Source organism: Streptomyces sp. NPDC052225 (assembly GCF_040679615.1).
Lineage (GTDB): Bacteria > Actinomycetota > Actinomycetes > Streptomycetales > Streptomycetaceae > Streptomyces.
Genome location: NZ_JBFAVD010000007.1, coordinates 1 through 26,080, shown reverse-complemented (window position 1 = coordinate 26,080; position 26,080 = coordinate 1). Strand labels below are relative to the sequence as shown.

Sequence of the window (26,080 nt, the reverse complement as noted above, 5' to 3'; positions counted from 1 at the left end):
CGCTCGCTCACATCCGTACGGCACCGTTCACCGCTCCAAGTCACCCGGCATTGAAGCGTGTTGACCGGCCCCCGACAAGACTCGACGCGCGTCCGATCCGTGGCACGGGGCCCGGTCCCACCGGCGCCGGACACCCCGCGCTGTCACACCCCGCAAGTAGGGTGTCTGACATGGCCGACCCCTCCAGCTACCGCCCCAAGCCGGGACAGATTCCCGACTCCCCAGGGGTGTACAGGTTCCGCGACGAGCACCGCCGGGTGATCTACGTCGGAAAGGCGAAAAGCCTGCGCCAGCGCCTGGCGAACTACTTCCAGGACCTGGCGAACCTGCACCCGCGTACGCGCACGATGGTCACCACGGCCGCGTCCGTGGAGTGGACGGTCGTGTCCACGGAGGTCGAGGCGCTGCAACTGGAGTACTCCTGGATCAAGGAGTACGACCCCCGGTTCAACGTCAAGTACCGCGACGACAAGAGCTACCCGTACCTCGCGGTGACGATGAACGAGGAGTACCCGCGCGTCCAGGTCATGCGCGGCCAGAAGAAGAAGGGCGTGCGCTACTTCGGCCCCTACGGGCACGCGTGGGCGATCCGCGACACCGTCGACCTGCTGCTGCGCGTGTTCCCCGTGCGCACCTGCTCGGCGGGTGTGTTCAAGAACGCGGCGCGCACCGGCCGCCCCTGTCTCCTCGGCTACATCGGCAAGTGCTCCGCCCCCTGCGTCGGCCGCGTCACCCCCGAGGAACACCGCGAACTTGCCGAGGAGTTCAGCGACTTCATGGCGGGGCGTACGGGCACGTACATCCGTCGCCTCGAGAAGGACATGGCCACGGCGGCCGACGAGATGGAGTACGAGCGGGCGGCCCGCCTCCGCGACGACATCGAGGCCCTGAAGAAGGCCATGGAGAAGAGCGCGGTCGTCCTGGCCGACGCCACCGACGCCGACCTCATCGCCCTCGCCGAGGACGAGCTGGAGGCCGCCGTCCAGATCTTCCACGTACGCGGCGGGCGCGTCCGCGGCCAGCGCGGCTGGGTCACCGACAAGGTCGAGGCCGTCACCAGCGGCGACCTCGTCGAGCACGCGCTCCAGCAGCTCTACGGCGAGGAGACCGGGGACGCGGTCCCCAAGGAGGTCCTCGTCCCCGCGCTGCCCGACCCGCTGGAGCCGGTGCAGGCCTGGCTCACCGAGCGCCGCGGGGCCAACGTGTCACTGCGCATCCCGCAGCGTGGCGACAAGAAGGCGCTCATGGAGACGGTCCACAAGAACGCGCAGCAGTCGCTCGTCCTGCACAAGACCAAGCGCGCCTCCGACCTGACCACGCGCTCGCGCGCCCTGGAGGAGATCGCCGAGGCGCTCGACCTGGGCAGCGCCCCGCTCCGTATCGAGTGCTACGACATCTCGCACCTCCAGGGCGACGACGTCGTGGCCTCCATGGTCGTCTTCGAGGACGGCCTCGCCCGCAAGAGCGAGTACCGCCGCTTCCAGATCAAGGGCTTCGAGGGGCAGGACGACGTCCGCTCCATGCACGAAGTGATCACGCGCCGCTTCAAGCGCTACCTCGCAGCCCAGGAGAAGTCCGGCGAGTGGTCCGACGAGGAGCCGGACCTGGGCGAGGACACGGGGCCCGAGGAGTCCCGGCTCACCGAGGACGACGGCCGTCCGAAGAAGTTCGCGTACCCGCCGCAGCTCGTCGTCGTCGACGGTGGCCAGCCGCAGGTCGCCGCGGCCCAACGGGCCCTGGACGAGCTGGGCATCGACGACATCGCCGTCTGCGGACTGGCCAAGCGCCTCGAAGAGGTCTGGGTGCCGGGCGAGGACGACCCGGTGGTCCTGCCCCGCACCAGCGAGGGCCTCTACCTCTTGCAGCGCGTCCGTGACGAGGCCCACCGCTTCGCGATCACCTACCAGCGCGCCAAGCGGGCCAAGCGCTTCAGGGCCGGGCCCCTGGACGACGTGCCCGGCCTCGGAGACGCGCGCAAACAGGCACTGATCAAGCACTTCGGTTCGGTGAAGCGGCTGAGGTCCGCCACAATTGACCAGATCTGCGAGGTTCCCGGCATAGGCCGCAAGACGGCCGAGACGATTGTCGTGGCCTTCGCCAACGCGGCTCCCGCGGCACCCGCCGTCAACACGGCGACCGGAGAGATCATGGAAGACGAAGAGAACAGCACGGACCACGCGACGGACGCGCGGCCCGCCGAGGCGCCCGCCACCCCGGGCCCCTCGGAAGAACGACGGGGGCAGGAGTCATGAACGAGCACGACCAGGACACCAGTGGCACGGCGGACACCCCCGCCGGGCCGGAGCACGGAGCACAGGTGAGTACGGGCACAGGCACGACCAAGGACACCGCAGGCGTCCCCGACGCCGCCATCCCCGAGCTGGTGATCATCTCCGGGATGTCCGGCGCGGGCCGCTCCACCGCCGCCAAGTGCCTGGAGGACCTCGGCTGGTTCGTCGTCGACAACCTGCCGCCCGCGCTGATCCCCACCATGGTGGAGCTCGGCGCCCGCTCCCAGGGCAACGTGGCGCGGATCGCGGTCGTCGTCGACGTCCGCGGCCGGCGCTTCTTCGACAACCTCCGGGAGTCGCTCGCCGACCTGGAGTCCAAGCACGTCACGCGGCGCATCGTCTTCCTGGAGTCCTCCGACGAGGCACTGGTGCGCCGCTTCGAGTCCGTGCGCCGCCCGCACCCCCTCCAGGGCGACGGCCGCATCGTCGACGGTATCGAGGCCGAGCGCGACCTCCTGCGCGAGCTGCGCGGCGACGCCGACCTCGTCATCGACACCTCCAGCCTGAACGTGCACGAGCTCCGCGCCAAGATGGACGCCTCGTTCGCCGGCGAGGAGGAGCCCGAGCTGCGGGCCACCGTCATGTCCTTCGGCTTCAAGTACGGCCTGCCGGTCGACGCCGACCTCGTCGTCGACATGCGCTTCCTGCCGAACCCGCACTGGGTCCCGGAGCTGCGCCCCTTCACGGGCCTCAACGAAGAGGTCTCCAACTACGTCTTCTCGCAGCCCGGCGCCAAGGAGTTCCTCGACCGCTACACCGAGCTGCTCCAGCTCATCGCGGCCGGCTACCGCCGCGAGGGCAAGCGCTACGTGACCATCGCGGTCGGCTGCACCGGCGGCAAGCACCGCTCCGTCGCGACGTCGGAGAAGCTCGCCGCGCGCCTGGCCGCGCAGGGCGTGGAGACCGTGGTCGTCCACCGGGACATGGGACGGGAATGACGGGACGTACGCTGCGGCTCACGAGCAGGATCGGCCGCAGGAGCTCGACGGTCAGCCGCCGCAGGGGTGCCACACCCAAGGTCGTCGCCCTCGGCGGCGGCATGGGCCTGTCGGCGTCCCTGGCCGCGCTGCGCCGCATCACTGGCGACCTCACCGCGGTCGTCACGGTCGCCGACGACGGCGGCTCCAGCGGGCGCCTCCGCGACGAGCTGGGCGTCCTGCCGCCCGGCGACCTGCGCAAGGCCCTCGCGGCGCTGTGCGGCGACGACGACTGGGGCCAGACCTGGGCCCGCGTCATCCAGCACCGCTTCCAGTCCAAGGGTGAGCTGCACGAACACGCGGTCGGCAATCTGCTGATCGTCGCCCTGTGGGAGCAGCTCGGCGACCACGTCCAGGCCCTCGACCTGGTCGGCAAGCTGCTCGGCGCGCACGGGCGGGTGCTGCCGATGTCCGCGGTCCCGCTGGAGCTCCAGGCCCTGGTCAAGGGCCACGACCCGGAGCGCCCGGACGACGTCGACACGGTCCGCGGCCAGGCCACGGTGGCGCTCACGCCCGGCGAGGTCCAGTCCGTCCACGTGGTCCCGCACGACCCGCCGGCCGTCCCCGAAGCGGTCGCCGCGGTGCTCGACGCGGACTGGGTGGTGCTCGGCCCGGGGTCCTGGTTCTCGTCCGTGATCCCGCACCTCCTGGTCCCGGATCTGCTCGACGCGCTGGTCGAGACGAAGGCCCGCAAGGTCCTCTCGCTCAACCTCGCGCCGCAACCCGGAGAAACCGATGGCTTCTCACCGCAGCGTCATTTGGAGGTTTTGGGACGACACGCCCCTAAACTCGCCCTGGACGTGGTGCTGGCCGACGAGGCCGCCGTGCCCGATCGCGACGAGCTCGTCGACTCCGCCAAGGAGCGTTTCGGTGCCGCGGTCGAGCTGGCGCCGGTAGCCAGGCCCGACGGGACTCCGAGGCACGATCCGGAGCTGTTGGCCGCCGCGTACGACCGTATTTTTCGGATGCATGGAAGGATCGGCCCATGGCGATGACGGCAGCGGTGAAGGACGAGATCTCCCGGCTCCCCGTCACCCGGACCTGCTGCAGGAAGGCCGAGGTCTCGGCGATCCTGCGGTTTGCGGGCGGCCTTCACCTGGTGAGCGGCCGCATCGTGATCGAGGCGGAGCTGGACACCGCGATGGCCGCACGGCGGCTCAAGCGGGACATTCTCGAGATCTTCGGGCACAGCTCGGAGCTGATCGTGATGGCGCCCGGCGGGCTGCGCCGCGGCTCGCGTTTTGTCGTACGAGTGGTCGCGGGCGGCGATCAGCTGGCCCGCCAGACGGGCCTGGTGGACGGCCGTGGCCGCCCGATCCGGGGGCTTCCGCCGCAGGTGGTCTCGGGGGCCACCTGCGACGCCGAGGCGGCCTGGCGCGGCGCGTTCCTGGCGCACGGCTCGCTGACCGAGCCGGGGCGCTCCTCGTCGCTCGAGGTGACCTGCCCGGGACCGGAGGCCGCGCTCGCCCTGGTCGGGGCGGCACGCAGGCTCCAGATCGCGGGCAAGGCCCGCGAGGTGCGCGGTGTGGACCGCGTCGTCGTCCGCGACGGTGACGCGATCGGCGCGCTGCTGACGCGGATGGGTGCCCACGAGTCGGTGCTGGCCTGGGAGGAGCGGCGGATGCGCCGCGAGGTCCGCGCCACCGCGAACCGCCTCGCCAACTTCGACGACGCGAACCTGCGCCGTTCGGCGCGCGCCGCGGTCGCCGCGGGCGCCCGTGTGCAGCGCGCTCTGGAGATCCTCGCCGACGAGGTGCCCGAGCACCTCGCCGCCGCCGGACGGCTGCGCATGGAGCACAAGCAGGCCTCGCTGGAGGAGCTGGGCGCGCTCGCCGACCCGCCGCTGACCAAGGACGCCGTCGCGGGCCGTATCCGCCGGCTGCTGGCCATGGCGGACAAGCGGGCCCAGGACCTCGGCATCCCCGGCACGGAGTCGAACCTCACGGAGGACCTGACCGAGGAGATGGCGGACAACATGGCCGTCTGATCCCCGTGGATCGGTAGGCGGGAGCGGTGGAGCAGCCGCGGTTTCGACAAGCAGCCGGTGGCGGCGCCCAGTTGGAGGGCGCCGCCACCGGCTTTTCGTGGGCCCGACGCAGCATTTACGTACGTATCGAAGAGACTTGAGGCCCCCTTGACTTGACCATGAACTGTCACGAGTCTGGCGGCTGTTCGCTTCTGCGGCTGCGCACCGCGACCGCGGCAGACAACTGCAAGGGGGGCTCATGAGACGAAGAGCGAGATCGATCCTCGCTGTCGGAGCACTTGTCCTGGGAGTGGGAGGCGCGGCACTCGCGCCCGCGGCCCAGGCGGACAGCGGGGGACGGGCGAAGGACGATCCGGGCGCGGACACCGTCAAGGTGTTCCGCGCCGAGGTGTCGAAGGAGCAGATACCCCTGCTCCTCCAGGCGGGCCAGGACGGGCACGAACTCGGGGAACAGGCCCCCGAGAAGGGCACCGCGAAGGTCGAGGTCTACCTCACCGAGAAGCAGGCCGACGACCTCCGCGAGGAGGGCGTGAAGCTCACCGAGCACAAGCTGACGGCCAAGGCGCAGGCCCGCGTGAAGGCCGCGGGCGACGGCGTCTTCCGCCCGTACAGCGGCGCCGGCGGCCTCCAGGAGGAGATGCTCCGCACCGGCCAGGAGCACCCCGGCCTCACCAAGGTCGTGTCCATAGGCAAGACGCTCCAGGGCAAGGACATCCTCGCGGTCAAGGTCAGCAAGGACGCCAAGAAGGTCAAGGACGGCGCGAAGCCCTCCGTGCTCTACCTGTCCAACCAGCACGCGCGCGAGTGGATCACCCCGGAGATGACCCGCCGCCTGATGCACCACTACCTGGACAACTACTCCAAGGACGCGCGGATCAAGAAGCTCGTCGACTCCACGGAGATGTGGTTCGTCCTCTCCGCCAACCCGGACGGCTACGACTGGACGTTCGACCCCGCGGGCAACCGTCAGTGGCGCAAGAACATGCGCGACATCAACGGCGACGGCAAGTACACCACCGGCGACGGCGTCGACCTCAACCGCAACTTCGCCTACAAGTGGGGCTACGACGACGAGGGTTCGTCCCCCAGCCCCGCCAGCCAGACCTACCGCGGCGCGAGCCCGAACTCCGAGCCGGAGACCAAGGCGCTCGACGCCTTCGAGAAGCGCGTCGGCTTCGACTACGCCATCAACTACCACTCAGCGGCCGAACTGCTGCTCTACGGAGTGGGCTGGCAGGTCGCGACCCCGACCCCCGACGACGTGCTCTACAAGGCGCTCGCCGGCACCCCCGAGAAGTCCGCGATCCCCGGCTACCACCCGCAGGTCTCCTCCGAGCTCTACACGACCAACGGCGAGGCGGACGGCCACGCCGCCAACGTCAACGGCATCTCGATGTTCACGCCGGAGATGAGCACCTGCCAGACCGCGTCGAACGTCGACCCGAACGACGCCTGGAACCCGGCGGACTGCGCGTCGATCTTCACGTTCCCGGACGACGAGAAGCTCATCCAGGCCGAGTTCGCGAAGAACATCCCCTTCGCCCTGTCCGTGGCGGAGACCGCGTCCCACCCGGACCAGCCGTCCTCCTCGGTCGGCATGGACGCGCCCGACTTCACCCCGGCGTCGTTCACCACCTCGTACGCGCGCGGTGGTGACCAGGAAGTGTCCGTCGTCGGCCGTAAGTCGGTACGCGACAAGGAGCTGAACTACCGCATCAATGGCGGGCGTTCGCACGACGAGGAATTGAGCGCATGGAAGGGGGGTGAGACCTACGGGGGCGACGACAACCTCCACTTCGACGCCTATAGAGCGAAGGTCGAGGATGCCGATGTCGGCGACAAGGTAGAGGTGTGGTTCACGGGCCGCACGAAATCCGGAAAGCGGACTTCGAGTGAGCACTTCACGTACACCGTTGCCGCGCGCCCGAAGGGCGACACTCTTGTCGTCGCCGAAAACGACGCCACAGGGCAGCAAACAGCCGCCTACGTAGACGCGCTCAAGGCGGTCGGCCGCACCCCGGTCACCTGGAACGTGGCCAAGCAGGGCGCCCCGGACCCGCTCGCCGTACTGGGCCACTTCAAGGCGGTCGTCCACTACACAGGCGCCGACCGGCCCGGCCTCGCCACCCAGCTCGCCCTCCGCGACTACCTGAACGAGGGCGGCAAGCTGATCGAGGCCGGCGAGAAGGCGGGCGGTTCGGTCGACATCGGCGACACCACGACGAACGACTTCAGCCAGTACTACCTGGGCGCCTACTCGCGCACCGCGGCGCCGGTCGCCACCCGCTTCGACGGCTCCGGCATCTTCGCCGGGACCACCGCGGCCCTCGGCGACGCCCCCGGCAACCCGCTCAACGGTGCCGGCCTGTACGAGGCGACGTCCGCCACCCTGCCGCAGTTCACGAGCGCGGGAGCGGGGCAGTACGAGGGCGCGGGCATGGCCGCCGCCGTGCACACGGACGACGCCTACAAGCGTCTGACCCGCACCATCGACCTGACCGGCGTCACCGCCGCCGACCAGCCGACGCTGCGGACGCAGCTCCTGTGGGACACCGAACAGGGCTACGACCACGTGATCCTTGAGGCCCACACGGTCGGCGCGGAGGACTGGACGACGCTGCCGGACAAGGACGGCCGCACGACGAACGCCGTGCCCGCCGAGTGCGAGGCCGGCTTCCTCATCCAGGAGCACCCGGCCCTGAAGCGCTACCTGACGCCCGACGGCGCCGCCTGCAAGAACACCGGCACCTCGGGCGCCTGGAACAGCCTCACGGGCTCCTCGGACGACTGGAAGACGGTCTCGTACGACCTGAGCGCCTACGCGGGCAAGTCCGTGGAGGTGTCGCTCAGCTACGTGAGCGACCCCGGCACGGGAGGCGAGGGCGTGCGCGCCGACAACGCCTCCGTCGTCATCGGGGGACAGGTGAAGGAGACCGAGGGCTTCGAGACGTCCCTGGGCGCCTGGACGGTCCCCGGACCGCCGGAGGGGAGCCCGCCCGCCGTGAAGGACTGGGCGCGCGCCGTGGACCTGTTCACGACGTACGGAGCGATCAGCACGCCGGACACCGTTCTCCTGGGATTCGGCCTGGAACATGTCACCGCTCCCGCTGATCGAAATGCGCTCATCAGAAAGGCACTGCGCTCAATTAGCGACTGATCAGCCCTGAAATACCCGGGAAATACGCGGCGGCCCGTACGTTACTGGCGAGTACGGGCCGCTGTCCCCTGCATAGAGGCTCTCGATGTCACCCCAAGCCCTTATGGGAGGTAGGGTCGGATGCGGTCGGGGACATCCCAATACATCTCGCCGGCGTCGAAACCGGCGTACCAACGAGGAGATCGGTTCGTGACGATCCGCGTAGGCATCAACGGCTTTGGCCGCATCGGTCGCAATTATTTCCGCGCACTCCTTGAGCAGGGTGCGGACATCGAGATCGTGGCTGTCAACGACCTTGGTGACACCGCGACCACCGCACACCTCCTGAAGTACGACACCATCCTGGGTCGTCTGAAGGCCGAGGTGTCGCACACCGAGGACACGATCACGGTCGACGGTCACACCATCAAGGTGCTGTCCGAGCGCAACCCCGCCGACATCCCGTGGGGTCAGCTGGGTGTCGACATCGTCATCGAGTCGACCGGCATCTTCACCAAGAAGGCCGACGCCGAGAAGCACATCGCCGGCGGCGCCAAGAAGGTCCTCATCTCGGCTCCGGCCAAGGACGAGGACATCACGATCGTGATGGGCGTCAACCAGGACAAGTACGACGCGGCCAACCACCACGTCATCTCGAACGCGTCCTGCACCACCAACTGTGTGGCGCCGATGGCCAAGGTTCTGGACGAGAACTTCGGCATCGTCAAGGGCCTGATGACGACGGTCCACGCGTACACGAACGACCAGCGCATCCTGGACTTCCCGCACTCGGACCTGCGCCGCGCCCGCGCCGCCGCCGAGAACATCATCCCGACCACGACGGGTGCCGCCAAGGCCACCGCCCTGGTCCTGCCGCAGCTCAAGGGCAAGCTCGACGGCATCGCGATGCGCGTCCCGGTCCCGACCGGCTCGGCCACCGACCTGGTCGTGGAGCTGAACCGCGAGGTCACCAAGGACGAGGTCAACGCCGCGTTCAAGAAGGCCGCCGACGACGGCGACCTGAAGGGCATCCTCTTCTACACCGAGGACCCGATCGTCTCCTCCGACATCGTCAGCGACCCGGCGTCCTGCACCTTCGACTCCTCCCTGACGATGGTTCAGGAAGGCAAGACGGTGAAGATCCTCGGCTGGTACGACAACGAGTGGGGCTACTCCAACCGCCTCGTGGACCTCACGGTCTTCGTCGGCGGTCAGCTCTGAACCTCTAAGGTTCTAGAGCAGCAAGGCACTCAGATGTGAGCGAAGGGTCCGGACCCGCGCGACGCCGCGCGACAGTCCGGGCCCTTCGCACGTCATCCTCAGCCCCCAGCCTCGTACGACCAGTCCTCTCAAGGAGCCGACTCATGAAGACCATTGAGGAACTTCTCGCCGAAGGGGTCGACGGCAAGCGCGTGTTCGTCCGCGCCGACCTCAACGTGCCGCTGGCCGACGGCCTCATCACCGACGACGGCCGCATCCGTGCCGTCCTGCCCACCGTCAAGGCCCTCGCCGAGGCGGGCGCCAAGGTGATCGTCGCTTCCCACCTGGGCCGCCCCAAGGGCGCCCCGGACCCGCAGTTCTCCCTGCTGCCCGCCGCCGAGCGCCTGGGTGAACTCCTCGGCAAGCCGGTCGCGTTCGCCCAGGACACCGTCGGCGCCGCCGCCCACGACGCGGTGAACGGCCTCGAGCCGGGCCAGGTCGCCGTCATCGAGAACCTGCGCTTCAACGCCGGTGAGACGAGCAAGGACGACACCGAGCGCGGCGAGTTCGCCGACCGGCTCGCGGCCCTCGCGGACGTCTACGTAGGCGACGGTTTCGGCGCGGTGCACCGTAAGCACGCTTCCGTGTACGACCTTCCGGCGCGGCTGCCGCACTACGCCGGCTTCCTCATCGCCACCGAGGTCGGCGTCCTGAAGAAGCTCACCGAGGACGTCAAGCGCCCCTACGTGGTCGCGCTCGGCGGCGCCAAGGTCTCCGACAAGCTGGCCGTCATCGACCAGCTGCTCGGCAAGGCCGACCGCCTCCTCATCGGCGGCGGCATGGCCTACACGTTCCTCAAGGCCCAGGGCCACGAGGTCGGCATCTCGCTCCTCCAGGAGGACCAGGTCCCGGTCGTCAAGGAGTACATGGAGCGCGCCGAGAAGAACGGCGTGGAGCTCGTGCTCCCGGTGGACGTCCTGGTCGCGTCGGAGTTCCCCGACCTGAAGACCAAGGCCCCGGCCAACCCCACCACCGTCGCCGCGGACGCCATCCCGGGCGACCAGGAGGGTCTCGACATCGGTCCGGAGACCCGCAAGCTGTACGCCTCGAAGCTCGCCGACGCGCAGACCGTCTTCTGGAACGGCCCGATGGGCGTCTTCGAGCACCCCGACTACGCCGAGGGCACCAAGGCGGTCGCCCAGGCCCTCATCGACTCCCCGGCGTTCACCGTGGTGGGCGGCGGAGACTCCGCCGCGGCGGTCCGTACGCTGGGCTTCGACGAAAAGGCATTCGGCCACATCTCGACCGGTGGCGGCGCCTCCCTCGAGTACCTCGAGGGCAAGACGCTGCCCGGTCTCGCCGCACTGGAGGACTGACCCCGCATGACCGCTCCTGTACAGGGCCGCACGCCGCTGATGGCGGGCAACTGGAAGATGAACCTCAACCACCTCGAGGCCATCGCACACGTCCAGAAGCTCGCCTTCGCCCTCGCGGACAAGGACTACGAGGCCGTCGAGGTCGCCGTTCTGCCGCCCTTCACCGACCTGCGCTCCGTCCAGACGCTGGTCGACGGCGACAAGCTGAAGATCAAGTACGGCGCCCAGGACATCTCGGCGCACGACTCCGGTGCGTACACCGGTGAGATCTCCGGCCCGATGCTGGCCAAGCTGAAGTGCACGTACGTCGCGATCGGGCACTCCGAGCGCCGGCAGTACCACAACGAGACCGACGAGGTCGTCAACGCCAAGGTGAAGGCCGCCTACAAGCACGGCCTGACCCCGATCCTGTGCGTCGGCGAGGAGCTCGACGTGCGCGAGGCGGGCGACCACGTCGCGCACACGCTCAGCCAGGTCGAGGGCGGCCTCAAGGACCTGCCCGCCGAGCAGGCCGAGACCATCGTCATCGCCTACGAGCCGGTGTGGGCCATCGGCACCGGCAAGGTGTGCGGCTCGGACGACGCGCAGGAGGTCTGCGCGGCCATCCGCGGCAAGCTCGCCGAGCTGTACTCGCAGGAGGTCGCCGACGCGGTGCGCATCCAGTACGGCGGTTCGGTGAAGTCCGGCAACGTCGCGGAGATCATGGCGAAGCCCGACATCGACGGCGCCCTCATCGGTGGTGCCTCGCTGGACGCCGACGAGTTCGTCAAGATCGTCCGCTTCCACGAGCAGTGATTCCCGAGTGGCGCGACCTGTGAGTATGCGCTAGCGGCGATACGTCGTACCCTTGCGGGGCCGGATGGCATGCTTGCCACCCGGCCCCGTCCATCTAAGTCCGAGGAAGTTGGTCCAGCCGTGGTTATGGGGTTCTCGATCGCCCTGATCGTCTTCAGCCTGCTGCTGATGCTCCTGGTGCTCATGCACAAGGGAAAGGGTGGCGGCCTCTCCGACATGTTCGGTGGCGGCATGCAGTCCTCCGTCGGTGGCTCCTCGGTCGCCGAGCGGAACCTGGACCGGATCACCGTCGTGATCGGTCTGCTCTGGTTCGCGTGCATCGTGGTGCTCGGCATTCTGATGAAGATCAACAACTGACCTTCGGGCACCACGCCTTCAAGGCTCCCGGGTTCCGACCCGTCACAACTGCACATTGCTCACGTAAGGCCCCATGTACGGTACGCGCTCAACAACGCGGCCTATCATGGGGCTTGCGTCTAGGGGAGGGGATGTAACTCCAATCACTGGACGCGCGTTGGGCCTTACGTAGACTGAGGCGCTCCGCGGCGAAGCGAGACGCCGACACGCTTCGCGGCACCATTACGCAGGGAGTTACGACCGTGGCAAGTGGCAACGCGATCCGAGGAAGTCGGGTCGGGGCGGGGCCGATGGGCGAGGCCGAGCGCGGCGAGTCCGCGCCGCGCCTGCGCATCTCCTTCTGGTGCTCGAACGGGCACGAGACGCAGCCGAGCTTCGCCTCCGACGCGCAGGTGCCGGAGACCTGGGACTGTCCGCGCTGCGGCTTTCCCGCCGGGCAGGACCGGGACAATCCGCCGGACCCGCCGCGCACCGAGCCCTACAAGACGCATCTCGCGTACGTACGGGAGCGGCGCAGCGACGCGGACGGCGAGGCCATCCTCGCCGAGGCGCTCGCCAAACTGCGGGGCGAGATCTAGGAGTTGAGAACCGGCCGGGCGCCCGGCCGGTTCTTCGTTTCCCGCGCCGTTCCTCGCGGCGCGGTCACGAGCGGCGGCGCGGGCGCGCCGCGTGGTCCTCGGAGATGTGCGCCGTGAGGGCGATCGACGCCGTCGCCCTGTCGTACGTCAACTGCGCCACGCGCGCGTACAGGCAGTCCAGGATCAGCAGCGCCGAGTGCCGGGCGCCGAAGCTGCCGCGCCGGAAGCTCGTCTCGGCCGCCGTCCACGTCAGGTGCACGCCGGCCGCCTGGGCGACGGGGGAGCGCGGATCGCCGGTGATCGCGATCGTCGTGGCCCCGCGCTCCGCGGCGAGCCGCAGCGGGGCGAGCACCTCGCGGGTGCGGCCCGAGTGGGACAGCGCCACGGCGGCGTCCGCCGGGGTGAGCAGGGCGGCCGAGGTCTCCGCCGCGTGCACCTCGGTCCAGCCGCGGGCCGGCATCCCGATCCCGAAGAGGCGCGCCTCCGTCTCGCGCGCGAGGACGCCCGAGCCGCCCACTCCGTAGACGTCGATCCGGCGGGCCCTGGCGAGCGCCTGGGCCGCCGACTCCAGGGCGGTGCGGTCCAGTTGGTCCCGTGTGCTGCGCAGCGCTTGCAGGTCCGCCTGCGCGACGACCGAGATGAGGTGCTCCAGGTCGTCGTCCGGACCGATGTCGGGGCCCAGCGGCCGGTCCCGGCCCGCGTCGTCGTCCTTCTCGCCCTGCTCCTTGGCGAGTTCGAGCAGCAGCCGCTGGTAGGAGTCGAGGCCGAGGGCCTGGCAGAAGCGGGTGACCGTGGCCTGCGAGGTGCCCGTGCGCCGGCCCAGGTCGGCGGCGGAGGTGCCCGCGATCCCCACGGGGTCGGCCAGGACATAGCTGCCCACCTTGCGCAACGAGCCGCTCAGCGTGGGCAGTTCGGAGCGGATCCGGGCTGTGATCATGTGCGGGTCTCCCGGTTCTCTCCGGTCGGGGTGTTGTCCGGAGGTGAATCTACCAATCATGATGCGGTGTGCTTATTGAATCCATCGATCAGTACGTCGCTCCGCTCGTCGTCGGCCTCGACGCCGGAGGCACTCGGGTGCGGGCCCGCTGCGAGGACGCGGACGGGCGGCTCGTCGGGGTGGGGCACGGTGGCCCCGGCAACGCGCTGAGCGTCGAACGGGCCGCCCTGGTCAACAACTTGGCGCAGGCCGTGAAGGCGGCGGTGCCCGCGCGGCTGCGCCCCTCCGTGACTGCCGTGGCCGGCGGGTTCGCCGGCGGGGGCGGCCCGGGCAGCCCGGTCGGACGGAGCCTGGCCGAGGCGCTGGGCGGGCTCGGCATCGAAGCGGTGACGGGCTTGTACGGCGATGTGGAAGTGGCCTGCGCGTCCGGGCCCGGCGCCCCGGCCGACGGGCTGGTGCTGATCGCGGGGACCGGCGCGACCGCGGCACGGGTGGCCGGGCGGCGCACGGTGCGGGTGGCCGACGGCGACGGCTGGCTGCTCGGCGACGCCGGAAGCGGATTCTGGCTCGGACGGCAGGCGCTGCGCTGTGCGTTGCGGGCCGTGGACGGCCGGGAGGAGTGGGGCCCGCTGGTGACCCTGGTGCTCGACCGGGTCGTGCCGGGGCGGGCGGACCCGGCGCTCGACTGGGACGGCCGGCACCGCCTGAAGCAGGAGGTCGCCGCATGGGCGTACACGCAACGGCCGGTCGTCCTCGCCGAGTTGAGCCCGATCGTGGTGGCGGCGGCGCGAGGCGGGGACGACCGGGCGAGCGGCCTCCTCGACGAGGCGGCCCGCCAACTGGCCGACACCGTCGGCGCGCTTGACCCCGTTCCCGGTGAGCCGCTGATTGTCACGGGCGGTCTGCTCGGCCCCGAGGGGCCGCTGGTGGAGCGGTTGCGCAGCGGGGTGGAGCCGATGGGCCTGTCCTGCGCTCCGGTGCCCGACGGAGCCGCGGGCGCGGTGGCGCTGGCCCGTCTGCTGAGCGGTGTATCGCCGCAACGCCCTTGACGCTGCCCCGCGTTCTGGTTCAACCTTTCATTCCGTACGGCACTTACTGAATGAATCAACCGAACAGGCGGGGGATCATGGCCGAACCACGGGTCAGCTCGGGCGAGTTGGCGGATCAGGTGCGTGAGCGTGTCGAGCGCGCCGTCACCACGAACAAGGACGGGGTCGCCGCGGCGGCCCGGCTCATCGCCGACTGTGTGGCCGCCGACGGGGTCGTGCACGCCTTCGGGACGGGCCACTCGCAGGCCACGGCGCTGGAGATCTCCGGACGCGCCGGCGGACTCATCCCCACCACCAAGATCTCCCTGCACGACCTCGTCCTGCGCGGCGGCGAGGACCGCGCGGTGCTCGACGACCCGCTTCTGGAACGGCGCCCCGGACTCGCCGCCCGCCTCTACGAGCTGAGCACGCCGCGGCCGCAGGACCTGTTCGTGATCATCTCGAACTCGGGCGTCAACAACTCGATCGTCGACATGGCCCTCCTGGTGAAGGAGAAGGGCCACGGCCTTGTCGCCCTCACCTCCCTGGAGCACACACGCTCCGTCCCCGCCCTTCATGCGAGCGGCAGCCGTCTGGTGGACCACGCGGACGCCGTCCTCGACAATTGCGCGCCTACAGGTGACGCGCTGCTGCCCCTGCCCGACGGCGGCAAGCTATGCGGCGTTTCCACCATCACCTCGGCCCTGCTCGTCCAGATGGCCGTCGCCGACGCCGTCGCCCTGCTGCTCGCCCAGGGCCATGAGCCGCCCGTGTACGTCTCCGCCAACCTGCCCGGCGGCTTCGAGCGCAACGGACGCCTGGAGGACCACTACGCGGGGCGTCTGCACCGCGGCGGCCACTGACGGGCGCCCGCCCCGGTTCCGGACAGACCTCTCATACCGGCCGCTGATCAATTAGGTTGGTCGAAGCAGCGGGGCAAGGTACGTACGCACGTACGAGAGAGAGCTGAAGTCCGACATGAATGCGTCCGACAAGCAGGTGGCACTCACCCAGACGCCCGAATGGCAGGCGCTGGCCAAGCACCGGGGGCAGCTCGGCGACGTACAGCTGCGCGAGCTGTTCGCCGCGGACCCGGCGCGCGGATCCGCCCTGACCCTCCAGGTCGGCGATCTGCACATCGACTACTCCAAGCACCTCGTCACGGACGAGACGCTGCGCCTGCTGCGCGAGCTGGCCGCGGCGACCGACGTCTTCGGGCTGCGGGACGCCATGTTCCGCGGCGAGAAGATCAACACGACCGAGGACCGGGCCGTCCTGCACACCGCGCTGCGCGCCCCGCGCGACGCCGTGATCGAGGTCGACGGCGAGAACGTGGTGCCGGGTGTGCACGCCGTGCTCGACAAGATGGGCGCCTTCGCCGACAAGGTGCGCTCCGGCGAGTGGACCGGGCACACCGGCAAGCGCATCAAGAATGTCGTCAACATCGGTATCGGCGGCTCCGACCTCGGTCCCGCGATGGCCTACGAGGTGCTGCGCTCCTTCACCGACCGCGACCTCACCGTCCGCTTCGTGTCGAACGTCGACGGGGCCGACCTCCACGAGGCCGTACGGGACCTGGACCCGGCCGAGACGCTGTTCGTCATCGCTTCGAAGACCTTCACCACGATCGAGACGATCACCAACGCGACGTCCGCGCGCAACTGGCTCCTCACCGAGCTGGGGGCCGGCCAGGACGCCGTCGCCCAGCACTTCGTGGCGCTGTCGACCAACAGCGAGAAGGTGTCGGAGTTCGGCATCGACACGGCCAACATGTTCGAGTTCTGGGACTGGGTCGGCGGACGTTATTCGTATGACTCCGCGATCGGGCTGTCCCTCATGATCGCCATCGGCCCGGCCGCCTTCCGCGAGATGCTCGACGGCTTCCACCTCGTCGACGAGCATTTCCGCACCGCCCCCGCGGAGTCCAACGTGCCGCTTCTGATGGGCCTGTTGGGGATCTGGTACGGCAACTTCCACGACGCCCAGTCGCACGCCGTGCTCCCGTACAGCCACTACTTGTCGAAGTTCACCGCCTACTTGCAGCAGCTCGACATGGAGTCCAACGGCAAGTATGTGCAGCGAAACGGCGAGGAGGTCGGCTGGCAGACCGGACCGGTGGTCTGGGGCACGCCCGGCACCAACGGCCAGCACGCCTACTACCAACTGATCCACCAGGGCACGAAGTTGATCCCGGCGGACTTCATCGGCTTCGCCGACCCGGTCGACGAGCTGAGCGAGGGACTGAAGGCCCAGCACGACCTGCTCATGGCGAACTTCTTCGCCCAGACACAGGCACTGGCCTTCGGCAAGACGCCCGACGAGGTGCGCGCCGAGGGGGTGCCCGAGGAACTCGTCCCGCACAAGACGTTCAAGGGCAACCACCCCACGACGACGATCCTCGCCAAGAGCCTCACGCCGTCCGTCCTCGGCCAGTTGGTGGCCCTCTACGAGCACAAGGTGTTCGTCCAGGGCGCCGTCTGGAACATCGACTCCTTCGACCAGTGGGGCGTCGAACTCGGCAAGGTCCTCGCCAAGCGTGTCGAACCGGCCCTCACCGAGGGCGCCGACGTCCCCGGGCTCGACGCGTCCACGACGGCCCTGGTCGCCAAGTACCGCGAACTGCGCGGACGTTAGCCAGCAGGGACTTTCCTCGATATTCGGGTGCGGGGGAGCCTTCCGGCGGGTGAGACTGCCCGTCCGTGACCTAAGCGGGTCGGGGAAGTAGAGATGCGTTCCCGCGACCCGCTCCAGCCGGAAGGCCTCCCCGTGGACCAGCTCATGTCGGCGCTCGCCGATCCCGAACGACTCAGGCTCTACGCACGCATCGTCCTCGACGACCTGCCACCGCGGGAGGCGGACTCCCCGGCCGCCCGCAAGCACCTCGGCAAGCTGGTCGCCGCCGGACTCGTCGAGCGCCTCGAGGACGGATCGCTGCGCGCCGGGCCCGAGGTCTTCCGCCGGCACCGGACCCCCGAGCCCACCACGGGCGTTCCGCGCCATCTCACCGGGTTCTTCGCGCGCGGCCGCCTCACCACGATCCCGGTGCGCCCCGCCGTGCGGCACGAACTCCTCGTGCACCTCACGGACACCCTCTTCGCCGCCGACCGCACGTACAGCGAGCGCGAGGTCAACGAGGCACTGCTCACGGTCCACGACGACAGCGCCGCCCTGCGCCGTTACTGCGTCATCGACGGCCTCCTCGTACGGGAGAAGGACGGGACGGACTACAGGGTGCCGCAGCACGCGTAAGGCCCCGCTTCCTTAAGGAAGCGGGGCCTTTTCCATGCGGGCGTTACGCGACGGCCGGCGGGTACAGCTCCGGCGGGAGCTGGGACGCCGCTGCCGCGTCGAGCAGCCACAGGGTGCGCGAGCGGCCGTACGCGCCCGCCGCCGGGGCCTGGATCTCGCCCGCGCCGGACAGGGCGATCGCGGCGGCCTTCGCCTTGTCCTCGCCCGCCGCGAGCAGCCACACCTCACGCGCGGCACGGATCGCCGGGAGCGTGAGGGTGACACGGGTGGGCGGGGGCTTGGGAGCGCCGTGCACGCCGACGACCGTGCGCTCGGTCTCGCGGACCGCCGGCAGCTCGGGGAAGAGCGACGCGACGTGCGTGTCCGGTCCGACGCCGAGCATCAGGACGTCGAAGGTCGGCACCGGGCCGTGGTCCTCGGGGCCCGCCGCGTTGGCCAGTTCGGCCGCGTACGCCTCGGCCGCGGCGTCCGCCTCGTAGGGGCCGTCCGACGCGGGCATGGGGTGCACGCGCGCGGGGTCGAGCGGCACTGCGTCGAGCAGCGCCTCCCTGGCCTGCGTGTAGTTGCGCTCGGGGTCGCCGTCCGGCAGGAACCGCTCGTCGCCCCACCACAGGTCGAGGCGGGCCCAGTCGATGGCGTCCCGCGCGGGGGCGGCGGCGAGGGCCGCGAGCAGCCCGTTGCCGTTGCGGCCGCCCGTGAGGACGACGGAGGCGTAGCCGCGGGCGGCCTGGGCGTCGACGATCTTGGTGATCAGTCGCGCCGCGGCCGCCTGCGCCATCAGCTCCTTGTCGCGGTGGACGACCAGTTGGGGTGCTGCACTCACTTCGCTGCTGCTTTCTTGGCCGGAGCCTTCTTGGCCGGGGCCTTCTTCGCGGGCGCCTTCTTGGCGGCCGTCTTCTTGGCCGCGGGGGCAGCCGTCTTCGTGGCCGCCGCCTCGGGTGCGGGCGCCGTCATCTGGTCCGCCGGTTCACCGAGCCGGTCCACGCCGAACCGCAGCGCGGCCGCGTACGTGTCGTCCGGGTCCAGGCGGCGCAGCTCCTCCGCGATCAGCTCGGACGTCTCGCGGCGCTTGAGCGCGACCGCGCGGTCCGGCTGTCCCTGGATGGAGAGCGTCGCGAGGGTGCCGTCGGCCCGGTCGAGGACGATCGGGCCGCAGGTGGACTCCAGGCGTACGCCGGTCAGGCCGGGGCCCGCCGACAGGGTGCGCCTGACGGGCACGTCGAGCCGGTCCGCGAGCCACATGGCGAGCAGCTCGCAGCTCGGGTTGAACTCCTCGCCCTCGACCTCGACGGACGTGACGTCACAGGTCACCTGGTCGAGCGCGGCCGCGAGCATGGAGCGCCACGGCGTGATCCGGGTCCACGACAGGTCCGTGTCGCCGGGGGAGTAGGACGCCGCGCGGGCCTCCAGCTCGTGGACCGGCTGTTCGGCCGCGTACGTGTCCGTGACGCGGCGCTGGCCCAGGGCGCCCAGAGGGTCCTGCGCGGGGTCCAGAGGGGCGTCCACGGGCCACCAGACCACCGTCGGGGCGTCCGGCAGCAGGAGCGGCAGGACGACCGACTGGGCGTGGTTGACGACCTCGCCGTACAGGCGCAGGACGACCGTCTCGCCGGTGCCCGCGTCGGTGCCGACCCGCACCTCGGCGTCCAGGCGCGACTTCGTGCGGTCGCGCGGTGAACGCGAGACGCGCTTGATGACGACCAGCTTGCGCGAAGGGTGCTCGCGCGAGGCGTCGTTGGCCGCCTTGAGGGCGTCGTAGGCGTTCTCCTCGTCGGTCACGATGACGAGGGTCAGCACCATGCCGACCGCAGGGGTGCCGATCGCCCGGCGCCCCTTCACGAGGGCCTTGTTGATCTTGCTGGACGTGGTGTCCGTCAGGTCGATCTTCATGGGCGCCGCCAGCTCCGTCCGTCTCGTGCGAGCATTTCGTCCGCCTCGGCGGGCCCCCACGTGCCGGACGGGTACTGCGCGGGCTTCCCGTGCGTGTCCCAGTACTTCTCGATCGGGTCGAGGATGTTCCAGGACAGCTCGACCTCCTCCGTGCGCGGGAAGAGGTTCGAGTCGCCCAGCAGGACGTCCAGGATGAGCCGTTCGTACGCCTCCGGGCTCGACTCGGTGAACGACTCGCCATAGGCGAAGTCCATCGAGACGTCCCGGATCTCCATGGACGTGCCCGGCACCTTCGAGCCGAAGCGGACCGTGATGCCCTCGTCCGGCTGGACGCGGATCACGATCGCGTTCTGGCCCAGCTCCTCCGTCGCCGTGTGGTCGAAGGGGGAGTGCGGGGCGCGCTGGAAGACGACGGCGATCTCGGTCACACGACGGCCGAGTCGCTTGCCTGTACGCAGATAGAAGGGCACGCCCGCCCAACGGCGGTTGTCCACGCCCAACTTGATGGCCGCGTACGTGTCGGTCTTCGACTTGGGGTCGATGCCGTCTTCCTGGAGGTAGCCGACGGCCTTCTCGCCGCCCTGCCACCCGGCCGCGTACTGGCCGCGCACCGTGTCCTTGCCCAGGTCCTTCGGCAGCTTCACCGCGCCGAGCACCTTGGCCTTCTCGGCGACGAGCGCGTCCGCGTCGAAGGAGGCGGGCTCCTCCATGGCGGTCAGGGCCATCAGCTGGAGCAGGTGGTTCTGGATGACGTCACGCGCGGCGCCGATGCCGTCGTAGTAGCCGGCGCGGCCGCCGATGCCGATGTCCTCGGCCATGGTGATCTGCACGTGGTCCACGTACGACCGGTTCCAGATCGGCTCGAACATCTGGTTCGCGAAGCGCAGCGCCAGGATGTTCTGGACCGTCTCCTTGCCGAGGTAGTGGTCGATGCGGAACACCTGGTCCGGGTCGAACACCTCGTGCACGATCGCGTTCAGCTCCTTGGCCGACGCGAGGTCGTGCCCGAACGGCTTCTCGATGACGGCACGCCGCCAGGAGCCCTCGGGCGCGTCCGCGAGGCCGTGCTTCTTGAGCTGCTGCACCACCTGCGGGAAGAACTTGGGGGGTACGGAGAGGTAGAACGCGAAGTTCCCGCCCGTGCCCTGCGACTTGTCCAGGTCCTGGATCGTCGTCTTCAGGGTCTCGAAAGCGTCGTCGTCGTCGAAGTTGCCCTGGACGAAGCGCATCCCCTGGATGAGCTGCTGCCAGACCTCCTCGCGGAACGGCGTACGGGCGTGCTGCTTGACCGCGTCGTGCACTTCCTGCGCGAAGTCCTCGTCCTGCCACTCGCGGCGGGCGAAGCCGATCAGGGAGAAGCCCGGGGGGAGCAGGCCCCGGTTGGCAAGGTCGTAAACGGCAGGCATCAGCTTTTTACGGGACAAATCGCCCGTGACGCCGAAGATCACCAGACCCGACGGCCCCGCGATACGCGGGAGCCGTCGGTCTGCGGCGTCACGGAGCGGATTGCGGTTCGCTCCGTGTGCGGTCAAGGGATCAGCCCTCCGAAGGGGCGAGGCGCTTGAGCTCCGCCTCGGTCGACTTGAGCAGGTCGTTCCAGGCGGCTTCGAACTTCTCGACGCCCTCGTCCTCGAGGAGCTGCACGACCTCGTCGTACGAGATGCCGAGCTTCTCGACGGCCTCGATCTCCTTGCGGGACTGGTCGTACGTGCCCGCGATCGTGTTGCCGGTGATCCGGCCGTGGTCGGCCGTCGCCTCGAGGGTGGCCTCCGGCATGGTGTTCACCGTGCCCGGGGCGACCAGGTCGTCGACGTACAGGGTGTCCTTGTACGCCTTGTCCTTGACGCCGGTCGAGGCCCACAGCGGGCGCTGCTTGTTGGCCTGCGCCTTGTCGAGGGCGGCCCAGCGGTCGCCGCTGAAGACCTCCTCGTACGCCTCGTAGGCCAGCCGCGCGTTGGCCAGACCGGCCTTGCCGCGCGCGGCCTTGGCCTCGTCCGTGCCGAGGGCGTCGATCCGCTTGTCGATCTCGGTGTCCACACGGGACACGAAGAAGGACGCGACGGAGTGGATCTTCGACAGGTCCAGGCCGGCGGCCTTGGCCTTCTCCAGGCCCGCGAGGTAGGCGTTCATGACCTCGCGGTAGCGCTCCAGCGAGAAGATCAGCGTCACGTTGACGCTGATGCCCTTGCCGATGACCTCGGTGATGGCCGGCAGGCCGGCCTTCGTCGCCGGGATCTTGATGAGCGTATTCGGGCGGTCCACCAGCCACGCCAGCTGCTTGGCCTCGGCGACCGTGGCCTGCGTGTTGTGGGCGAGCCGCGGGTCGACCTCGATCGACACCCGGCCGTCCTGGCCACCGGTCGCGTCGAAGACCGGACGCAGGATGTCGGCGGCGTCACGGACGTCCGCCGTCGTGATCATGCGGATGGCTTCCTCGACCGTGACCTTGCGGGCGGCGAGGTCCGTGAGCTGCTGGTCGTAACCGTCGCCCTGGGAGATCGCCTTCTGGAAGATCGACGGGTTGGTGGTGACGCCCACGACGTGCTGCTGGTCGATCAGTTCGGCCAGGTTGCCGGACGTGATCCGCTTGCGCGACAGGTCGTCCAGCCAGATCGCGACGCCCTCCTCGGAGAGGCGCTTCAGTGCGTCTGTCATGGAAAATGCATCTCCTACTTGTCGTGTACGGGCGTCAGCGCTGCGCCGCGGCGAGGGATTCCCGCGCCTTGGCCGCCACGTTCTCGGCAGTCAAGCCGAACTCGCGGAAGAGGACCTTGCCGTCCGCCGAAGCACCGAAGTGCTCCAGGGAAACGATGCGGCCCGCGTCCCCGACGTACTTGTGCCAGGTCAGTCCGATGCCGGCCTCGACAGCGACGCGCGCCTTCACCGACGGCGGCAGGACGCTGTCCCGGTACCCCTGGTCCTGCTCCTCGAACCACTCGACCGACGGCATCGACACGACACGGGTCGCGACGCCCTCGGCCTCGAGGGTCTCGCGCGCCTCGACGGCGAGCTGCACCTCGGAACCCGTGGCGATCAGGATCAGGTCCGGCGTCTCCTTGGAGGCCTCGACGAGGACGTAGCCGCCCTTGACGGTGCCCTCGTTCGCCTCGTACGTCGGCACGCCCTGACGGGTCAGGACGAGGCCGTGCGGGGCGCTCTTGCCGTAGTCCTTCTTGCCGCGCTTGAGGATCTCGCGCCAGGCGATGGCCGTCTCGTTGGCGTCGGCCGGGCGCACGACATTAAGTCCGGGAATCGCGCGCAGCGAGGCAAGGTGCTCGACCGGCTGGTGCGTCGGGCCGTCCTCGCCGAGACCCACGGAGTCGTGCGTCCACACGTAGGTGACCGGCAGGTGCATGAGGGCCGACAGGCGCACGGCGTTGCGCATGTAGTCGGAGAACACCAGGAAGGTGCCTCCGTAGATGCGCGTGTGGCCGTGCAGCGCGATGCCGTTCATCTCCGCGGCCATGGAGTGCTCGCGGATGCCGAAGTGGATCGTGCGGCCGTACGGGTCGGCCTCCGGCAGCGGGTTGTCCTTCGGGAGGAAGGAGGACGTCTTGTCGATCGTCGTGTTGTTCGAGCCCGCGAGGTCGGCGGAACCGCCCCACAGCTCGGGGATCACGGCGCCGAGGGCCTGGAGGACCTTGCCGGACGCCGCGCGCGTGGCGACACCCTTGCCGGTCTCGAAGGCGGGGAGCTTCTCCTCCCAGCCGGCCGGCAGCTCGCCCGCGTTGATGCGGTCGAACTCGGCGGCGCGCTCCGGGTTGGCGGTACGCCACTCCTGGAACGACTTCTCCCACTCGGCCTTGGCCTGAGCGCCGCGGTCGAGGGCCTTGCGGGTGTGGTTGATGACCTCGTCGGAGACCTCGAAGGACTTCTCCGGGTCGAAGCCCAGGACGCGCTTGGTGGCGGCCACCTCGTCGTCGCCGAGCGCCGAGCCGTGCGCGGCCTCGGTGTTCTGAGCGTTCGGGGCGGGCCAGGCGATGATCGAGCGCATCGCGATGAAGGACGGCTTGTCCGTGACCTTCTTGGCGGCCTCGATGGCGTTGTAGATCGCCTCGTGGTCCAGGTCGCCGTCCGGCTTCGGTGCGACGCGCTGGACGTGCCAGCCGTACGCCTCGTAGCGCTTGCAGGTGTCCTCGGAGACCGCGGTCTCCGTGTCGCCCTCGATCGAGATGTGGTTGTCGTCCCACAGCAGGACCAGGTTGCCGAGCTGCTGGTGCCCGGCCATGGAGGACGCCTCCGCGGAGATGCCCTCCTGGAGGCAGCCGTCACCGGCGATGGCGTAGACGAAGTGGTCGAACGGGGAGGTGCCGGGGGCAGCCTCCGGGTCGAACAGACCGCGCTCGTAGCGGGCGGCCATCGCCATGCCCACGGCGTTGGCGACCCCCTGGCCCAGCGGGCCAGTGGTCGTCTCGACGCCGGTGGTGTGCCCGTACTCCGGGTGGCCCGGAGTCTTGGAGCCCCACGTACGGAACGCCTTCAGGTCGTCCAGCTCCAGGCCGAAGCCGGCCAGGTAGAGCTGGATGTAGAGGGTCAGGGACGAGTGCCCCGCGGACAGGACGAAGCGGTCCCGCCCGACCCAGTCGGCGTCCGCCGGGTCGTGGCGCATCACCTTCTGGAAGAGGGTGTACGCGGCCGGGGCCAGGCTCATCGCCGTACCGGGATGGCCGTTGCCGACCTTCTGTACGGCGTCGGCGGCCAGGACGCGAGCGGTGTCAACGGCCCGCTGGTCCACATCGGTCCACTCGAGGTCTGTGATGGTCGGCTTGGTGCTCACCCTGAGTCAGGGCTCCTCTCCACATGGGTAATGCCGGTGATGTCGGTCTCACCGGCCGTTGTCGAGCCTACCCCTGCTGGAACGTGCATTTTTTCGAGTCATTCCAGACTGCCGGGACTCTGGGAAATCCGCCTCCTGACAGGGATCGACGTCGTTCGTCACGTGAATACGCGGCCGCTCATCTGGGGGCTCATCCGGGGTCGGGAAAGCTCATCTGGAGGACCCGCGACGAGGCGGCCGCGAAGGTGTCCGGGGAGCGCCGCGGAACGCGCCGATTGGGTCCTTCGCGGCATGCCTGCCAACACGACCCCACCCCCACGAAGGGCGAGGTATAGGCAACGTCTACAGTGGCGTGGTACGCGCGAGCCTTTACCGGGACTTCACATCAAGTGGTCCGCATCGGGGGCTCGCTGGAGTCTCTGTCAGGGGTGTGCGTGACGGCCGTCGAATCCCGTCCACCGGGAGCGCTCGGGACGAGCAGCACGAGCAGCAGCCGGGGCCAGCGGCCGTTCGGAGCTCGAGTCAAGGCATTCGTGGCGCTGACCAAGCCGCGGATCATCGAGCTGCTGCTCATCACGACCGTTCCGGTGATGTTCCTCGCCGAGCAGGGTGTGCCGGACCTGAAGCTGGTGCTCATCACCTGCGTCGGCGGCTACCTGTCGGCAGGCGGCGCGAACGCGCTCAACATGTGGTGGGACCGCGACATCGACGCTCTGATGGAGCGCACGTCGCAGCGTCCCCTGGTCACCGGCATGGTCAGCCCGAAGGAGTGCCTGGCCTTCGGCATCTCCCTCGCGGTGATCTCGACGCTGTTGTTCGGCTTCGCGGTCAACTGGCTGTCGGCCTGGCTCTCGCTCGGGGCGCTCCTCTTCTATGTGGTCGTCTACACGATGATCCTCAAGCGCCGCACGTCGCAGAACATCGTCTGGGGCGGCATCGCCGGCTGTCTGCCGGTCCTCATCGGCTGGTCGTCGGTCACGAACTCCATGTCGTGGGCGCCGGTCATCCTCTTCCTTGTCATGTTCTTCTGGACGCCGCCGCACTACTGGCCGCTGTCCATGAAGGTCAAGGACGACTACGCGCGCGTGGGCGTGCCGATGCTTCCGGTCATCGCCTCCAACAAGGTCGTGGCCAAGCAGATCGTGATCTACAGCTGGGTCATGGTCGCGGTCTCGCTGATGCTCACTCCGCTCGGCTACACCGGCTGGTTCTACACCGCTGTGGCGCTGCTCGCGGGCGGCTTCTGGCTGTGGGAGGCGCACGGGTTGCAGAACCGCGCCAAGGCCGAGGTCACGGGCGGGAAGCTCAAGGAGATGCGGCTGTTCCACTGGTCGATCACCTATGTGTCGCTGCTCTTCGTGGCGGTCGCGGTGGACCCCTTCCTGCGCTGATCGTCTTCTGTTCCTTCCGATGGGTGGGGCGGGGGGGGTGGGGCGCCCGGCGCGGGCGCCGCCGGTGGGGGGTCTGGTGGCGGGGGTCAGGGCCGCGGGGGCGGGGACGGC

The 26,080-nt window shown here is 69.6% G+C and carries 21 protein-coding genes; 15 read left to right on the top strand and 6 right to left on the bottom strand.

Annotation, left to right across the window (positions count from 1 at the left end):
* Nucleotides 1-170 precede the first annotated feature (170 nt).
* The 10 genes from uvrC (at nt 171) to AB0L37_RS12785 (ending at nt 12,697) form a co-directional block, all read left to right on the top strand.
* Nucleotides 171-2,252, top strand: a complete 2,082-nt coding sequence (gene uvrC, locus AB0L37_RS12830) for an excinuclease ABC subunit UvrC (protein WP_365503682.1) — start codon at nt 171-173, stop codon at nt 2,250-2,252.
* Complete coding sequence (gene rapZ, locus AB0L37_RS12825) at nt 2,249-3,229, top strand: RNase adapter RapZ (RefSeq protein ID WP_365503680.1); 981 nt, start codon at nt 2,249-2,251, stop codon at nt 3,227-3,229. The genes uvrC and rapZ overlap by 4 nt, the downstream gene beginning before the upstream one ends.
* Nucleotides 3,226-4,263 (top strand): uridine diphosphate-N-acetylglucosamine-binding protein YvcK, encoded by a 1,038-nt coding sequence (gene yvcK, locus AB0L37_RS12820; RefSeq protein WP_365503678.1) that lies wholly within the window; start codon nt 3,226-3,228, stop codon nt 4,261-4,263. The genes rapZ and yvcK overlap by 4 nt, the downstream gene beginning before the upstream one ends.
* Nucleotides 4,254-5,255, top strand: coding sequence for a DNA-binding protein WhiA (gene whiA / locus AB0L37_RS12815; protein ID WP_365503676.1), 1,002 nt, complete (start codon nt 4,254-4,256; stop codon nt 5,253-5,255). Before yvcK ends, whiA begins: the two co-directional genes overlap by 10 nt.
* A 238-nt stretch (nt 5,256-5,493) precedes the next feature.
* Nucleotides 5,494-8,412: a M14 family zinc carboxypeptidase gene (locus tag AB0L37_RS12810; protein WP_365503674.1), complete on the top strand. Its 2,919-nt coding sequence runs from the start codon at nt 5,494-5,496 to the stop codon at nt 8,410-8,412.
* A gap of 189 nt (nt 8,413-8,601) precedes the next feature.
* Nucleotides 8,602-9,612 (top strand): type I glyceraldehyde-3-phosphate dehydrogenase, encoded by a 1,011-nt coding sequence (gap, locus tag AB0L37_RS12805; RefSeq protein ID WP_338695382.1) that lies wholly within the window; start codon nt 8,602-8,604, stop codon nt 9,610-9,612.
* Between the two features lie 143 nt (nt 9,613-9,755).
* Nucleotides 9,756-10,967 (top strand): phosphoglycerate kinase, encoded by a 1,212-nt coding sequence (locus AB0L37_RS12800; protein WP_365503672.1) that lies wholly within the window; start codon nt 9,756-9,758, stop codon nt 10,965-10,967.
* 6 nt (nt 10,968-10,973) lie between these two features.
* Nucleotides 10,974-11,762 carry a triose-phosphate isomerase gene (gene tpiA, locus AB0L37_RS12795; protein WP_365503670.1) on the top strand — a complete coding sequence of 263 codons (789 nt, stop codon included), beginning with the start codon at nt 10,974-10,976 and terminating at the stop codon, nt 11,760-11,762.
* Between the two features lie 126 nt (nt 11,763-11,888).
* Nucleotides 11,889-12,119: a preprotein translocase subunit SecG gene (gene secG / locus AB0L37_RS12790; protein ID WP_111666919.1), complete on the top strand. Its 231-nt coding sequence runs from the start codon at nt 11,889-11,891 to the stop codon at nt 12,117-12,119.
* Nucleotides 12,120-12,361: 242 nt separating this feature from the next.
* Complete coding sequence (locus AB0L37_RS12785; RefSeq protein ID WP_003976875.1) at nt 12,362-12,697, top strand: RNA polymerase-binding protein RbpA; 336 nt, start codon at nt 12,362-12,364, stop codon at nt 12,695-12,697.
* A 64-nt stretch (nt 12,698-12,761) separates the two neighbouring features.
* Here the strand turns inward: AB0L37_RS12785 and AB0L37_RS12780 are convergent, their stop codons facing one another.
* Nucleotides 12,762-13,634 carry a MurR/RpiR family transcriptional regulator gene (locus AB0L37_RS12780; protein ID WP_365503667.1) on the bottom strand — a complete coding sequence of 291 codons (873 nt, stop codon included), beginning with the start codon at nt 13,632-13,634 and terminating at the stop codon, nt 12,762-12,764.
* Nucleotides 13,635-13,702: 68 nt separating this feature from the next.
* Here AB0L37_RS12780 and AB0L37_RS12775 point away from each other — a divergent pair, with 68 nt between their 5' ends.
* From AB0L37_RS12775 to AB0L37_RS12760, 4 genes are all read left to right on the top strand, one after another.
* On the top strand, nt 13,703-14,683 hold the full coding sequence (locus tag AB0L37_RS12775) for a BadF/BadG/BcrA/BcrD ATPase family protein (protein ID WP_365503665.1): 981 nt from the start codon (nt 13,703-13,705) through the stop codon (nt 14,681-14,683).
* A 77-nt stretch (nt 14,684-14,760) separates the two neighbouring features.
* Nucleotides 14,761-15,525, top strand: a complete 765-nt coding sequence (locus AB0L37_RS12770) for an SIS domain-containing protein (protein ID WP_365503663.1) — start codon at nt 14,761-14,763, stop codon at nt 15,523-15,525.
* Between the two features lie 115 nt (nt 15,526-15,640).
* On the top strand, nt 15,641-17,296 hold the full coding sequence (gene pgi / locus AB0L37_RS12765) for a glucose-6-phosphate isomerase (protein ID WP_365503661.1): 1,656 nt from the start codon (nt 15,641-15,643) through the stop codon (nt 17,294-17,296).
* A 402-nt stretch (nt 17,297-17,698) separates the two neighbouring features.
* Nucleotides 17,699-17,911: a DUF2087 domain-containing protein gene (locus AB0L37_RS12760; protein ID WP_365504217.1), complete on the top strand. Its 213-nt coding sequence runs from the start codon at nt 17,699-17,701 to the stop codon at nt 17,909-17,911.
* Nucleotides 17,912-17,954: 43 nt separating this feature from the next.
* Here the strand turns inward: AB0L37_RS12760 and pgl are convergent, their stop codons facing one another.
* The 5 genes from pgl to tkt are packed head-to-tail and all read right to left on the bottom strand — an operon-like array spanning nt 17,955 to nt 24,578.
* The gene (gene pgl, locus AB0L37_RS12755) at nt 17,955-18,734 is read right to left on the bottom strand and encodes a 6-phosphogluconolactonase (RefSeq protein WP_365503659.1); all 780 of its coding nucleotides are present in this window, start codon (nt 18,732-18,734) and stop codon (nt 17,955-17,957) included.
* Entirely contained in the window at nt 18,731-19,801 is a 1,071-nt protein-coding gene (opcA, locus tag AB0L37_RS12750) for a glucose-6-phosphate dehydrogenase assembly protein OpcA (RefSeq protein WP_365503657.1), read from the bottom strand. The genes pgl and opcA overlap by 4 nt, the downstream gene beginning before the upstream one ends.
* Nucleotides 19,798-21,333: a glucose-6-phosphate dehydrogenase gene (zwf, locus tag AB0L37_RS12745; protein ID WP_365503655.1), complete on the bottom strand. Its 1,536-nt coding sequence runs from the start codon at nt 21,331-21,333 to the stop codon at nt 19,798-19,800. The genes opcA and zwf overlap by 4 nt, the downstream gene beginning before the upstream one ends.
* 4 nt (nt 21,334-21,337) lie before the next feature.
* Nucleotides 21,338-22,456 (bottom strand): transaldolase, encoded by a 1,119-nt coding sequence (gene tal, locus AB0L37_RS12740; RefSeq protein WP_365503653.1) that lies wholly within the window; start codon nt 22,454-22,456, stop codon nt 21,338-21,340.
* A 34-nt stretch (nt 22,457-22,490) separates the two neighbouring features.
* Complete coding sequence (tkt, locus tag AB0L37_RS12735; RefSeq protein WP_365503651.1) at nt 22,491-24,578, bottom strand: transketolase; 2,088 nt, start codon at nt 24,576-24,578, stop codon at nt 22,491-22,493.
* 428 nt (nt 24,579-25,006) lie between these two features.
* Here tkt and AB0L37_RS12730 point away from each other — a divergent pair, with 428 nt between their 5' ends.
* The gene (locus tag AB0L37_RS12730) at nt 25,007-25,969 is read left to right on the top strand and encodes a heme o synthase (protein WP_365504215.1); all 963 of its coding nucleotides are present in this window, start codon (nt 25,007-25,009) and stop codon (nt 25,967-25,969) included.
* Nucleotides 25,970-26,080: the final 111 nt, after the last annotated feature.

Coding starts and splice junctions, on each gene's coding strand:
- AB0L37_RS12780 (WP_365503667.1), bottom strand. CDS start 13,634: ATGATCACAGCCCGGATCCGCTCCGAACTGCCCACGCTGAGCGGCTCG.
- uvrC (WP_365503682.1), top strand. CDS start 171: ATGGCCGACCCCTCCAGCTACCGCCCCAAGCCGGGACAGATTCCCGAC.
- AB0L37_RS12810 (WP_365503674.1), top strand. CDS start 5,494: ATGAGACGAAGAGCGAGATCGATCCTCGCTGTCGGAGCACTTGTCCTG.
- AB0L37_RS12770 (WP_365503663.1), top strand. CDS start 14,761: ATGGCCGAACCACGGGTCAGCTCGGGCGAGTTGGCGGATCAGGTGCGT.
- whiA (WP_365503676.1), top strand. CDS start 4,254: ATGGCGATGACGGCAGCGGTGAAGGACGAGATCTCCCGGCTCCCCGTC.
- AB0L37_RS12800 (WP_365503672.1), top strand. CDS start 9,756: ATGAAGACCATTGAGGAACTTCTCGCCGAAGGGGTCGACGGCAAGCGC.
- yvcK (WP_365503678.1), top strand. CDS start 3,226: ATGACGGGACGTACGCTGCGGCTCACGAGCAGGATCGGCCGCAGGAGC.
- tal (WP_365503653.1), bottom strand. CDS start 22,456: ATGACAGACGCACTGAAGCGCCTCTCCGAGGAGGGCGTCGCGATCTGG.
- tpiA (WP_365503670.1), top strand. CDS start 10,974: ATGACCGCTCCTGTACAGGGCCGCACGCCGCTGATGGCGGGCAACTGG.
- rapZ (WP_365503680.1), top strand. CDS start 2,249: ATGAACGAGCACGACCAGGACACCAGTGGCACGGCGGACACCCCCGCC.
- pgi (WP_365503661.1), top strand. CDS start 15,641: ATGAATGCGTCCGACAAGCAGGTGGCACTCACCCAGACGCCCGAATGG.
- secG (WP_111666919.1), top strand. CDS start 11,889: ATGGGGTTCTCGATCGCCCTGATCGTCTTCAGCCTGCTGCTGATGCTC.
- opcA (WP_365503657.1), bottom strand. CDS start 19,801: ATGAAGATCGACCTGACGGACACCACGTCCAGCAAGATCAACAAGGCC.